The organism is Arthrobacter sp. NPDC080031, assembly GCF_040702485.1.
Classification (GTDB): domain Bacteria; phylum Actinomycetota; class Actinomycetes; order Actinomycetales; family Micrococcaceae; genus Arthrobacter.
This window is the reverse complement of sequence record NZ_JBFBLA010000031.1, coordinates 15,299-27,618: the sequence shown is the minus strand read 5'-3', so window position 1 is coordinate 27,618 and position 12,320 is coordinate 15,299. Positions and strand designations below refer to the sequence as shown.

Here is a 12,320-nt window from a genome sequence, read left to right as displayed (position 1 = left end):
CCCTTGGGGCGACGCTAGGCGAGCTGCTGTGTGATTTCCGCGGCCCGGGCCGCGGCGGCCCGGGCTCCGTCGGCGATGATCGCGGGTAGGCCGCCCTCGTTGAACGCCGCAATGGCGCGTTCCGTGGTGCCGTTGGGGCTGGTCACTGCGATGCGGAGCGCAGTGGGGTCGGCTCCAGGTTCGGCAAGCATGAAACCCGCGCCTGCCACGGTCTCGCGGGAAATCATGAGGGAGAGCTCAGGGTCAAGGCCAAGTTCGACGCCGGCGGCCGCCATGGCTTCGGCAAGGTAGAACGCGTACGCCGGCCCCGAGCCGCTGATGGCGGACAGCGCATCGACCTGTTCCTCGGGGATTTCCACGACGGTGCCTGCGGCGGCGAGGATGTCCTTGGCCTGCTGGAGCTGCTCGGGCGTGCAGTTGGTTCCGGGCGAAACTGAGACCACCCCGCGGCCGAGCTTGGCAGGCGTGTTGGGCATCGTGCGAATGACAGGCTGGCCAGCCGGCAGGGCAGCTTCCAGCTGGGCGATGGACACGGCTGCGGCAACGCTGATCACAATGGTGTTCTTGGCAAGCGACGGCGAGATCTCCCGGGCGAGATCGGCAATGCCCACAGGCTTGACACCCAGGATGACAACCGAAGCGCCCTTCGTGGCCAGCTTGTTGTTGTCTGGTTCCTCGGCTCCGGCGATGGTCATCACATGGTGGCGCTGAGCAAGTTCGGCGGCGCGTTCTGCTCGACGTACCGTGGCGACGACGTCAGAGGGATCCGTGCCGGCGGCCAACAGGCCACCCAGGATGGCCTCGTTCATGGACCCACAGCCAAGGAATGCGATTCGGTTGCTCATGGCTCCATAATGCCAGTTCAGCTGCGCCGCTGCCGAACCAGTTGCGGGGTTCTCCGGAGGGCCTAGGATTCCCAGCTAGTTCCCAAGGTTATTGCAGGCTGCACCCAATATCGCTGCGTAACTTAGTAGTTACCTCATTGAGGGTGCGAGTGATGAGGCGGGCATGGGGATGTCCGCCACAAGCACCGGTGGTCGAACGGGTTTCCCCCCATTTTCCCGTATCGGCCGCCGGTGCTTTCTCGTTTAAGGAACCTAGATCTCGAAGGCTCCCACGAGCGGCGCCCCCAAGTGCTGGCGCGCGAAGCGCAGCGTTTCGGCGAGCCACTCCTCGCGTTCACCAGCAGCTTTGGCCTTGCGCGTTGAGATCTCCGCAACCACCGTGCCCTCGAATCCGTTGGACGCGAGATACTGCAGCGCCTCGGCGCACTGTTGGGTCCCGTAACCGGGGATCAAGTGTTCGTCCTTGCCCGAGCCCGAACCGTCCGTGAGGTGGACGTGACGCAGCTTGCTCCCGAGCGCCCGTATCGCCTCAAGGCTGTTTGCCCCCGCGGTGGCCGCGTGCGAGAAGTCCCAGGTGACGTCGTCGTAATCCTGCCCCATCGGATCCCAGTGCGGGAGGTAAGCGAGCGCCTCCCGGCCGCGCACTCGCCACGGATACATGTTCTCTACCGCGATGTGCACTTGGTACATCGCGGCGATCTCGCGCACGCCGGCAGCGAAGTTCTCCGCATAGTTCGACTGCCACCGGAACGGCGGATGGACCACCACGGTGTTGCAGCCGACCTCGCGCGCCATCTGGCAGGACATCTCGATCTTGTTCCATGCCGGCCCCCAAACCTGCTGGGTCAGCAGCAGGGTGGGCGCGTGGATGGAGACGATCTGCTGGTCGTAGCGATGGCTTAGCTGGATGAGGGCATCCGGGTTCTGGCTGGTGGCGTTGTTGGTCACCATCACCTCGACACCGTCGTACCCCAGGTCCTGGGCCACGGCAAAGGCGTCATGGACGCTGAGCGGATAGACAGAAGCGCTCGATAGCGCCACCGGGATCCTCGGCGTGTCTTCTTCGGAGTGCTCGACGTCGGTGCTCATGTTAGTTGGCCTGCCTCCCGGCGATGGGAATTGGTGTAGATACTGCCGCGGGCGCGGCCGTTTCGGTGTTGGCGCCCAGGCGTCGTACCGGTACCGTACCTCCGAGCCCCACATGCGGGGCCGGAGCAAGCGGGCCGTCGAAGATCAGCTGGTCGAGCCGGCGCAGGATCAATCCCTCGCGCAATGCCCAAGGGCAGATCTCCATGCTGGGAAACTCGAACATTTCCAATGCGGCCTCGGCCACGAGGGCACCCGCAAGGATCTGGGCTGCCCGCGCATCCGAGACGCCCGGGAGGTACAGCCGGTCCTCGACGGTCATGGCCGAAATCCGCTGCGCCCAGAGTCCCAGGTCCGTGGCATGGAGTTCGCGCTTGACATAAGGGCCGGCTCCGCTGGGGGCCGCGCCTGCGATGCGTGCGAGCGAACGGAAGGTCTTGGAGGTTCCTGCCACCAGGTTGGCGCGGCCCAATTGCTTGAACTCACGCACGACGGGCTTGAGCGTGTGGCGGATGTACTTGCGCAGCTCTTTGACGCTCTTGGCCGTGGGCGGGTCATTGTGGAGCCAGTCCCTGGTCAAGCGGCTGGCGCCAAGCGGTACTGACACCGCCAGCTCGGGCAGTTCGTCCTGGCCGAACGCCATTTCGAAGGAGCCTCCGCCGATGTCCAGGTCCAGGATCGGCCCGGCCCCCCAGCCGTACCAGCGTCGCACCGCGAAGAACGTCATGGAGGCCTCTTCGCTGCCGGTCAGTTCCTGCAGGGTCACGGTGGTTTCGTGCTTCACCCGGGCGAGGACTTCGATGCCGTTGGTGGCTTCGCGGATGGCCGAAGTACAAAAAGCCAGGAGGTCCTCGGCCTTGTGGCGGGCCGCGAACTCCCACGCTTCGAGGACGAACTCGATCAACTCGTGTTGTCCGGCGTCGTTGATGTTACCTTCGGCGTCCAGGAACTGAACCAGCGAAAGTGGTCGCTTGTGGGAGGCAAACGCGACCGGGCGTGCGCCCGGATGCGCGTCCACCAAAAGCAAATGGACGGTGTTGGAACCGATGTCTAGGACGCCAAGACGCATTCTGCCATTATTCCCCGATTCGAAGCGTGTGAAGCAAGTACGACCGCCGATTCGTACCGGCAGCTAGTCAATTAGTCTTGGGGTCCGTCGGTGTCTGCTTCTTCGGCCGCACCTGCGGTCGGGGAGGCAGCTTCGGCGGCCGGCTCGGCGCGGGTGAAGTCGCGGCGGACGTTGGCGATGCCTTCCGGGCCCATCTCGAAGCCGTGCTCGCTGCCGGGGTTGATCACCAGGCCCAGCTCGTCGCCGATGCTGTCCAGGATCGCAGAACCGTGGGTGCCCAGGACGTTGGGCGCGGCCTCGAGGAAGTGTGATTCCACGCGGCTTGGATGGCTGAACACCGCGAGGACAGGCTGGCCCTCCGAGTTGGCGAGGACAAGTGGCTCCACGGCGGCGTCAGGCTTATCCAAGGAGTCCGCGCTCAGGATGTAGACCTCGTTGTTCAGGAAGGCCAGGATGACGTCCACCGGGTTCGCGTCGGGTTGCCCGGCCTTTGCGAGCTTGGATTCGAGGTCGTTCAAAGGCAGGGATTCCGGGGCTGCAGGCTGATCTGTCATGGTTCCACTCGATCACGGTTCCCCTGCTCGAAGCAATTCCCGGTCCGCCCGGTCCCCACTCCCGGTCCGCCCGGTCCCCGCTCCCGGCCCGCCCGCCCGCCGAGATCGTGGGTGCGGGCCGGGGGCTGCGTTCCGGAACGTAGTCCTCGGCCCGGGCCCACGATCTCAGCCCCGGAGAAGCCTGAGCAAACGTACTTTCAGGCCGCGTTCGTCGAAGAGGTCCTTCCAATCAATGCGCAGGATCCGCCAGCCCTGCTCAGTCAGCAGCTTCTCCCTTTGCCGTTCTTCGAAGATCACTTCCGCAGTTGGCTTGTAGTCGAAGTATTTTGCCTTGCCGTCGAATTCGAGCGCAGCCCGAAGGTGCGGCCATGCGAAGTCGAACCGGTAAGCGCCACGAGGTGTCCGAACCCGCAACTGGAGCACGGGATCCGGGAATCCGAGCTTAGCGATCGCGTCGCGGGTCAATGTCTCCCCTGGGGATTCGGACAATGGGTTCGCGAAGGCCAGGGCTTTTCGGAACGCCGTGACTCCCCGGGCACCGACCAGATTGGCGCACGCTGACTCCAACCACGCGCGATTGCATCCGCGCCTCAAACCGTGGTCCAAGAGAATCAGGCCCTGCCGATAGTTCAGTATCTGCGCGCAGTCCAGAACGGTCCGGTCAAGTGATGTCACCGGAAGTCCATCAATCTCGATCCGTTGCCCGGGGAGGAGGAGACCTGAATGAGCCCTGACGTCTGCAGCATGGGATCCACTAGCTGCGTGGTAGGGAATGATGACGTGGATCAACTGATCAGCCCTCCACAAGTACAAACGGTGCAGACGTGCGGCGGAGGTGTGGCTGAAGGTCAACCCGTCCGCCGTAACGCGGAGAGTCCGGTGGCAATACGCCGCCAACTGACCGCGTTCCCGGCCATCGTCCGAAAGCCCATTCCAGAAGCTGCCACGGACCAGGACGCCTGTGCGGACCCTCACCAGTGAGCCGGAGCGGAGGTGCGCATTGATCCATCGCTTGCTCAATCCTTGGGACAGCAATTCCTCTGTCCTCCACATGTTTCCATGCAGGGGAAGCAAGGGCGCTCCCGAGCTTGTGAGCGCTGGGACGCCCGCGCGTGCCGGACGCGCGGGCGCTGAAGCCATAGGGGCTTTCGCCGGTTCCAACCGATCCCAAATTTCCGCTAGTGGGTCCACCGGGACAACAGAGTCAATGTTTCCGTAACTGTTCACTGCTCAAGCTTCGGCGAACAGCGGAGCGCGCAGAAGCAGTCAATCGAGCTATGTGGAAACCCGGGAAACGCCTAACAATCCGACCAGCAGTCCGGACGGGAGTGATCCGGCAGCGTGCGTCTAAGCGAGGAACGAGCGAGCACGCAGAGGATTGCTCCCGTCCGGAGCGGCGACGGAACTACTTCTTCGCCGCAGCCTTCCTCGCTGGCGCCTTGCGGGCCGTGGCGGTCCGCTTGACGGGGCCTTTGGCGCGTTTCTCGGCAAGCAGCTCGATTGCCTGCTCCCGGGTCAGCTCCTCCAAGGACGTGGCCCGCGGGACGGTGATGTTGGTGACTCCGTCGGTGATGTACGGGCCGAAACGGCCTTCCTTCACCACGATGTTCTTCTCCGAAACAGGGTCCGGACCGAACTCGGCCAGGGGCGGCACGGAAGCACGGGCACCACGCTGCTTCGGCTGGGAGTAGATCTCCAGTGCCTGTTCCAGGGTGATCGTGAAAATCTCTTCCTCGGATCCGATGGACCGTGAGTCCGTGCCCTTCTTCAAGTAAGGCCCAAAGCGGCCGTTCTGCACCGTGATGGGGTTGCCCTCGGCGTCCTCGCCGAGGACGCGGGGCAGGCTCATGAGCTGAATGGCTTCATCGAGGGTGATCGTGTCAACGGACATTGACTTGAAAAGCGAGCCTGTGCGCGGCTTGGCCTTGACCGGCTTCTTCGGCGGCTTGGGTTTGCCGTTCTTGTAGTATTCCACCGGCTGGTTTGCCAGCTGCTCTTCCGTCATCTCAGGGATGATCTCGGTGACATAGGCACCGTAGCGGCCGTTCTTGGCCACGATGGTGTGCCCGGTGTGCGGGTCCGTGCCCAGGACACGTTCCTCGGGGGCAGCCGTTTCCATGAGCTCCACGGCCTTGGCCGCGGTGAGCTCGTCCGGAGCGAGGTCCTCGGGGACGTTGGCACGCGCCGCTTCCACGACTTCGCCTGTTTTGGGGTCGACGGTGGGGATCGAGCTTTCCAGGTACGGGCCGAACTTGCCGACGCGCAGCGTGATGCCCTCGGCGATCGGCACCGAGTTGATCTCGCGTGCATCGATTTCACCGAGGTTGTTGACGATGCTCAGCAGGCCGGGATCGGCGTCTTCACCGTAGTAGAAGTGCTTGAGCCAGGCGGCGCCGACAGCCTGCCCGTTGGCGATCTTGTCCAGATCGCCTTCCATGTCGGCCGTGAATTCGTAGTCCACGTAGTCGGTGAAGTGCTGCTCCAGCAGGCGGATCACCGAGAAGGCGATCCAGCTGGGGACCAGCGCAGACCCCTGCTTCCGGACGTAGCCGCGGTCCTGGATGGTGGAGATCGTGGACGCGTAGGTGGACGGACGGCCAATGCCGCGCTTTTCCAGTTCCGCGGTCAGCGATGCTTCCGTGTAACGCGGCGGGGGCGAAGTCTCGTGGCCAACAGCAACAATTTCCGAAGCCGTGAGGGAATCGTCCTTTGCCACGTTGGGCAGGCGCCGGGCTTCGTCGGAATCGTCGTCGCCGCGGCTCTCGTCCTTGCCTTCTTCGTAGGCCGCGAGGAAGCCCGGGAAGGTGATGACGGTTCCGGATGCCGAGAATTCGGCGTCGCGCCCATCGGCAGCCACCGCACCGAGGCGAATCGTGGCGGTGGAGCCCTTGGCGTCAGCCATCTGGGAGGCAATGGTGCGCTTCCAGATGAGTTCGTAGAGGCGGAATGCGTCCCCGCTCAGATGGTTGGCCACCTGGGCCGGGGTCCGGAAGGAGTCACCCGCGGGTCGGATGGCTTCGTGGGCTTCCTGTGCGTTGGCTGCCTTGTTGGCGTAGACGCGGGGAGACTGCGGCACGTACTCGGGACCGTACAGCTCGGACGCCTGGCGGCGTGCGGCCGTCAGTGCTTCGTCGCTCAATGCGGACGAGTCTGTACGCATATAGGTGATGTAGCCGTTTTCATACAGGCGCTGGGCGATCTGCATGGTGCTCTTGGAGGAGAAGCGCAGCTTGCGGCCGGCTTCCTGCTGAAGGGTCGACGTCGTGAACGGCGCCGCGGGACGGCGGGTGTACGGCTTCGTGTCGACTGAGCGGACGCGGAAGTCCGCGTTCTCCAGCCCGGCGGCCAACGACGTCGCGAGCTCCTCGTTGAGGTGGACCACGTTCGCGGAGGTGAGGACGCCGTCGTCGTTGAAGTCACGGCCGCTGGCTACCTTCGCGCCGTCCACGGCAGCGAGCTTCGCTTTGAAAGTCGCGGAGCCGGTGCCGAACTGACCGGTCAGGTCCCAGTACGAAGCGGACTTGAACGCCATGCGTTCGCGTTCGCGGTCGACCACCATACGGGTCACGACCGACTGCACCCGGCCGGCGGACAGGCCACGGGCAACCTTGCGCCACAGCACCGGGGAGATTTCGTAACCGTACAGTCGGTCCAGGATGCGGCGCGTTTCCTGGGCGTCGACGAGGGCGCTGTCGACGTCGCGCAGGTTGTCCATGGCGCGGTGGATTGCTTCCTTGGTGATTTCACCGAAAGTCATGCGGTAGACGGGAACCTTCGGTTTCAGGACCTCCAGGAGGTGCCACGCGATGGCCTCGCCCTCGCGGTCCCCATCGGTTGCGAGATAGAGCGCGTCAGCGTCTTTCAGCTGGGCCTTGAGCTCAGCAACCTTTTTCTTCTTGTCCGGGGACACCACGTAATACGGTTTGAAGTCGTTTTCGATGTCGACGGCGAACTTGCCCACCGAGGTCTTCTTCAGTTCTGCAGGGAGGTCCGAGGGCTGCGGGAGGTCGCGGATGTGACCGATCGAGGCCTCGACAATGAAGCCTTCGCCCAGGTACTTGGCGATGGTCTTGCTCTTGGCCGGAGACTCCACGATCACGAGTTTCTTGCCGGTTTTTGCCTTGCTGGGCACGGTTCTCCTACAGAAAAATGAATTGCTTGGGCTCGTGCCCATATTGGCCTAGTTCACCATATTTTGCAGAATCGTGCGTTTTCATGTGCACAAGTGCTGTGGAGGAACAGTGAGCCTTGGGCCCACGCCGCCAGGGTTCCCTGGCCGAGCTTGCGAGGTTAGGGTGGCGGTGGGGACTAGCTTGAAGACGGCGTCCGGTCGTCCGGAATCATCGACCACATCGTAGCGATTCGCACCGCTCCCTCGGGAATCCGCGTGGGATCTTCGAGTTCATATGACCTGATGAGGTCCTGGAATTTGGCCTTGAGATCCGTCCGCTGTTCCGGAGTCAAGTAAAGCAGATCGCTCGATAACACCATGGCCGCTGCCTCGTTCGCGGCCTCGCCGCGCTGACGCCGCTCGCCACGGGCCCGGGTGAATGCGGTCGCCCGACGCCTGAAGGCGTCCAGTTCGAGTTCGACGACGGCGATCTCCGGGCTGGGAGCGTTGCCGCCGGATTTGATGGTGAAGTCCGAACCCGCGGCCTTCCAACGGCGTTCGCGCGCGTCGCCCTCGTTGTCCGCGGCAGTCACGATCCCCCATTTCTGGAGGGCCCTCAGGTGGTAGCTCATGGCGCTCGGGGTGAGCCCGGTCTGCGCGGCGAGCTCCGTCGCCGTACGGCTCAGCTGTGTGGAATACAGCTCCGAGATGACCTCCAGCCGGGCGGCATGCGCAAGCGCACGGATCGCTTTGGGGTCGGTGATCTCCACCGTCTTCTCGGGCCGTTTCCGGCGCTTCGGGGATGCCAGCCCTGTCGATACCCCGTTGTCTTCATTCACCGGAACAGTTTATCCGCCGGTGCCGCCGCATTTGTCCTATGCCGCGGGAAGCAGGAAGCCATCGCGGACCAGGTTCCCCACGTCGGAGAGCAACCCGGCGCGGAAGGCGTCGTCGTCGAAGTCGTCCCCTCCACCCAAGAGGGCGGCCAAGGCGCCGATCAGCTGGTGGACGGACAGCTCGCCGTCACATGCCGACACGAAGCCGGCAAGCTCGGTGCTCAGCAGATTCGTCCGGCGCAGCCCCGCGCCCTGGCGCAGCAGGATGACGCCGGGGTGTTCGGCGCCGGGCCGCTGGTGGCGTTCCTCGGTCACGTCCTCAGCCACCACCAGGTGGGCGTCGGAGAGCTCGTGGGTGCCCAGCCAGTCGGCGCGTTCGACGGCGGCGGCAAGGTGCGGACCGATCGGCTGCTCGATGGGGTACGTGATTTCCTCGAAACGGGCGGGTGCAGCTCTCGCAGTCAACGGCCGCCGCAGCCAGATCATTCCGAATCCAATGGCCTCCACGTTGCGGGATGCGAAATCCTCCAGGTAGGCGGCGTAGGCGTCGCGGTAGAGCTCGCGGTCGCGGCCCTCGGAGGCGTCCTGCAACCAGGTCTCCGCGTACAGCTCAGGACTCACCTGTTCCCGCTGAATGAACCACGCCTCCGTGCCGGACCCTGCGAGCCACGACGCGGGCCGCTCGCTCCAGCCGCTGCCCGCAGGGATCTCCCAGTTGCCGAGCATTTGCGCCGTGCCGCCGGGCGCGAGGACGTCGGGCAGCGTGCGGACGAGGTTGGCGACGATGTCGTCGCCGGGCAGCCCGCCGTCGCGGTAGGTGAACTGCTCCGAAGAGTGCTCGCCGGCACGTCGCGGCGTAATGACGAAAGGTGGGTTGGACACCACCAGATCGAAAGTCTCACCGGCCACTGGTTCCAGGAGCGAGCCCAGCCGCAAGCTCACCCGCGACTCGAGATCAGCGGGGTCAAGGTGCAGGGCCTCCGCGTTGAGCATCAGATTAAAGCGGGTGAACGCGAGGGCCCGTTCGGAGATATCCGTGGCCGTGACGTGCTCGCAGTGGTGCAGGAGATGGAAAGTCTGGATTCCACAGCCCGTCCCGAGGTCAAGGGCGCGCTTCGAGTGCCGGCGGATGGTGGTCTGGACAAGCGTGGTGGAGGCCTGCCCGATGCCCAGCACATGGTCATGCCGGAGCACGCCGGGCTGCTGGTGGGCGGCGAGATCGCTGGAAACCCACAGTTCGGCGCCGCCGCTGCCGCTGTTGCCCGCTCCGGAGTCGCCGTCCCAACCGTACGGCCGCAAGTCCACTTTGGCAGCGACAGCGCCGCCGTCGTTCTTCTCCACCAAGCCAAGCTCCATCAGGCCCGAGGTGCGGACGCGCGGCAGGGCGGCGTCGAGGTCGCCTTCGGTTTGCGGGACAGCGAGAAGCCACAAGCGCACGACGACGGCGAGCGCGGCTTTCGCGCGGTCCGTCGCCGGGTCTGCCGTTAGGGCAGCCGGTTCGGTGACGATGAGCGCAGGGATGAGTTGATCCCGGGCGAGGGCCGCGTGGGCGGACTCCCCGAGAAGTCCTGCCACTCCGTCCACGGTGTAGCCAACGTTGCGCAGGTCGTCGGCGAGCGCCGTGAGCATCTCGGGACGGTCACTGCGGGGAGCATCGAGGTCGGCCGGGGTGGTACCAAAGATGGCGGGCGTTGCGGGATCAGTCACCGTGCAAGTCTATTGGGGGCTGCGGCGGGCGGGGTCTCGCTGGTTCCTGCGTCGGTGTCGGTGGCTGGGTCGGCCGGGAGGCTGCGTCGGCCGGGAGGCGTTCGAGCAGGTAGCGTTGAATCATGGCATTTCACCCTTCCACTTGGCGTCGCGCTGCACTTTTGGTCATTGGCGCGGCCACCCTGGCGATGACGGCGTGCTCCTCCGGGGGGTCTGTCTCCAACGCCGACATCCCCGCGTGGAAGGCGACCACCATGCCCTCGGCAGCCGGGGTCGTCGTGGAGGACTCCGGGAAAATCCCGAACCGCGACCCCCTGGTCAAGAACTTCGCCGGCGTCGCTGCGGGGAGCTACGTCTTGACTGTTGCCTGCGACGGCGGCGGTAAGGCATTCCTCGACGTTTCCTCGGGCGGTACGCGGATCACCGAGGCCGGGGCTGCATGCAATGGCAGCCGGGAAACGTCCCGCATCAAGATTCCATCGACCGGTCCCCTGAGCATCAGCGCCAGCAGCGTCGATGCGCCGGTGATCTACGCGTACCAACTGGTACCGGCTTCGTAACCGCCCCTCGTTTCCGGACAACGGCGCGGCGTAGAGTCGGATCATGGGGTGGGTAGGCGCCCTGAAGGTACCGACGATGCGGTTGGCGATTCCCGCCGTCGTGCTGTGCAGTGTGCTCGCGTGCGGCACCGTGGCGTCGTGCGAATACACGTACGACGACGGCCGTGCGCCGGTGAGCAGTCCGCCGTCGCCGGCCATCACGGATCCGGTACTGACCCGGGACCCTGCCTTGGGACAAACCGTCGCGGGCGATGCGCTGAAGGCCTGGGCACAGGACGCGCTTCCGGACGTGAACGGGCTGTCCTTCTATAGCAGCTTCGGCCTGTTGTCCGCCGGAGAATCCCGCGACGAAGAGACCACCCAGCTTCCCGCGGGCAAGTACTCGGTGACGCTGGCGTGCCGAGGTGCCCGCAGCGCCGAATTCACCGTGCGAAACGGGAGCGAAATCCTCGTCGCGCTGATGCTGCGGTGCGGCACCACACGGGTCAAGGTCCTGCAGCTGGAGACGGACGCCGTCCTGGGTATCACGATCACCGCCAATGCACCCGCGAACTTCGCGTACCGCATGAGCCGGATCTAATGACCGGACCTAAGCTGCGCAGCCTTCCGGGCAACGCAACGTTTCCGGGCTCGAGGCACATTCGGCGCAATAAAGCGTGAGGTTGCGGCAGCTCAGATTGGAGCAATTTTCAAACTTGTTGGTGGGTGCCTGGCAACGGACGCATTGGCCGATGGTCTTGGCTTCCTCACTGAATTCCATGTGCATGCGCTTGTCGAAAACGTACAAGGAGCCTTCCCACAGGCCCTGGTCCTTGTAGGTTTCGCCGTAGCGGACAATTCCGCCGTCGAGTTGGTAAACCTCCTTGAAACCGCGGTTCACCATGAGGCTGGAAAGGACTTCGCAACGGATTCCGCCGGTGCAGTAGGTGACAACAGGCTGGTCCTTGAGGTCGTCGTATTTTCCCGAGTCGAGTTCCTTAATGAAGTCGTGGGTCGTGGCGACGTCGGGAACAATTGCGTCCTTGAACTTGCCGATCTGGGCTTCGAAGGCGTTGCGTCCGTCGAAGAACTTCACATTCTGTCCGCCCGCCTTCTTTTCCTCCAGAAGTGCGTGAAGCTCTTCAGGCTGAAGGTGTATGCCGCCGCCGACCACGCCGTTCTCATCCACCTTCAGTTCGCCGGGGGCGCCGAAGGACACGATCTCATCGCGAACCTTGACGCTGAGCCTCGGAAAGTCGTCGGCGCCGCCTTCGGACCATTTGAAGTCGATACTGTGGAAGCCCTTGTATTCCTTGGTGGTCTTCACATACTGCTTGACGTTGTTCAGCTCCCCGCCAACCGTGGCGTTGATGCCGTCCTTTGAAATAAGGATGCGTCCGGTCAAGCCGAGCTTCTCGCACAGGGCGCGCTGCCAGAGCCGGACGGCGTCCGGGTCCGCGATCGGAGTAAAGCCATAGAAGAGCACAATTCTGTTTAAAGCCACGTATTTAAGGGTACTTGCTGGCCCCAAACCCATGTGTCGGGCTGTCATCGGGCTGCCCTAAGTGTTAAT

At 64.2% G+C, this 12,320-nt stretch carries 11 protein-coding genes; 2 read left to right on the top strand and 9 right to left on the bottom strand.

What is annotated here, in order from left to right; genetic code table 11:
- Nucleotides 1-14 precede the first annotated feature (14 nt).
- The 8 genes from proC to AB0323_RS20605 all read right to left on the bottom strand — a co-directional run bounded on the left by proC (nucleotide 15) and on the right by AB0323_RS20605 (nucleotide 10,130).
- The gene (proC, locus tag AB0323_RS20640) at nucleotides 15-845 is read right to left on the bottom strand and encodes a pyrroline-5-carboxylate reductase (RefSeq protein ID WP_366178998.1); all 831 of its coding nucleotides are present in this window, start codon (nucleotides 843-845) and stop codon (nucleotides 15-17) included.
- A 252-nt stretch (nucleotides 846-1,097) separates the two neighbouring features.
- A complete protein-coding gene (locus AB0323_RS20635; RefSeq protein ID WP_059389509.1) occupies nucleotides 1,098-1,934 on the bottom strand; it encodes a sugar phosphate isomerase/epimerase in 837 nt (278 codons plus the stop codon).
- Nucleotide 1,935: 1 nt separating this feature from the next.
- Nucleotides 1,936-3,000 (bottom strand): Ppx/GppA phosphatase family protein, encoded by a 1,065-nt coding sequence (locus AB0323_RS20630; RefSeq protein WP_364540291.1) that lies wholly within the window; start codon nucleotides 2,998-3,000, stop codon nucleotides 1,936-1,938.
- 71 nt (nucleotides 3,001-3,071) lie between these two features.
- The gene (locus AB0323_RS20625; protein ID WP_366178997.1) at nucleotides 3,072-3,554 is read right to left on the bottom strand and encodes an SseB family protein; all 483 of its coding nucleotides are present in this window, start codon (nucleotides 3,552-3,554) and stop codon (nucleotides 3,072-3,074) included.
- Between the two features lie 165 nt (nucleotides 3,555-3,719).
- The gene (locus tag AB0323_RS20620) at nucleotides 3,720-4,607 is read right to left on the bottom strand and encodes a hypothetical protein (RefSeq protein WP_366178996.1); all 888 of its coding nucleotides are present in this window, start codon (nucleotides 4,605-4,607) and stop codon (nucleotides 3,720-3,722) included.
- A 352-nt stretch (nucleotides 4,608-4,959) separates the two neighbouring features.
- Nucleotides 4,960-7,686 (bottom strand): type I DNA topoisomerase, encoded by a 2,727-nt coding sequence (gene topA / locus AB0323_RS20615; RefSeq protein ID WP_366178995.1) that lies wholly within the window; start codon nucleotides 7,684-7,686, stop codon nucleotides 4,960-4,962.
- Nucleotides 7,687-7,862: 176 nt separating this feature from the next.
- Entirely contained in the window at nucleotides 7,863-8,504 is a 642-nt protein-coding gene (locus AB0323_RS20610) for a winged helix-turn-helix domain-containing protein (RefSeq protein ID WP_366178994.1), read from the bottom strand.
- Between the two features lie 36 nt (nucleotides 8,505-8,540).
- Nucleotides 8,541-10,130: a methyltransferase gene (locus AB0323_RS20605; protein WP_366179023.1), complete on the bottom strand. Its 1,590-nt coding sequence runs from the start codon at nucleotides 10,128-10,130 to the stop codon at nucleotides 8,541-8,543.
- A gap of 200 nt (nucleotides 10,131-10,330) precedes the next feature.
- On the opposite strand from AB0323_RS20605, the gene AB0323_RS20600 reads away from it, so the two are divergent.
- Together AB0323_RS20600 and AB0323_RS20595 are read left to right on the top strand one after the other, a co-directional pair.
- Complete coding sequence (locus AB0323_RS20600) at nucleotides 10,331-10,768, top strand: hypothetical protein (protein ID WP_366178993.1); 438 nt, start codon at nucleotides 10,331-10,333, stop codon at nucleotides 10,766-10,768.
- A gap of 43 nt (nucleotides 10,769-10,811) precedes the next feature.
- The gene (locus AB0323_RS20595; protein ID WP_366178992.1) at nucleotides 10,812-11,348 is read left to right on the top strand and encodes a hypothetical protein; all 537 of its coding nucleotides are present in this window, start codon (nucleotides 10,812-10,814) and stop codon (nucleotides 11,346-11,348) included.
- Between the two features lie 9 nt (nucleotides 11,349-11,357).
- Here AB0323_RS20595 and AB0323_RS20590 read toward each other — a convergent pair whose 3' ends face one another.
- Nucleotides 11,358-12,251: a rhodanese-related sulfurtransferase gene (locus tag AB0323_RS20590; RefSeq protein ID WP_366178991.1), complete on the bottom strand. Its 894-nt coding sequence runs from the start codon at nucleotides 12,249-12,251 to the stop codon at nucleotides 11,358-11,360.
- Nucleotides 12,252-12,320 lie beyond the last annotated feature (69 nt).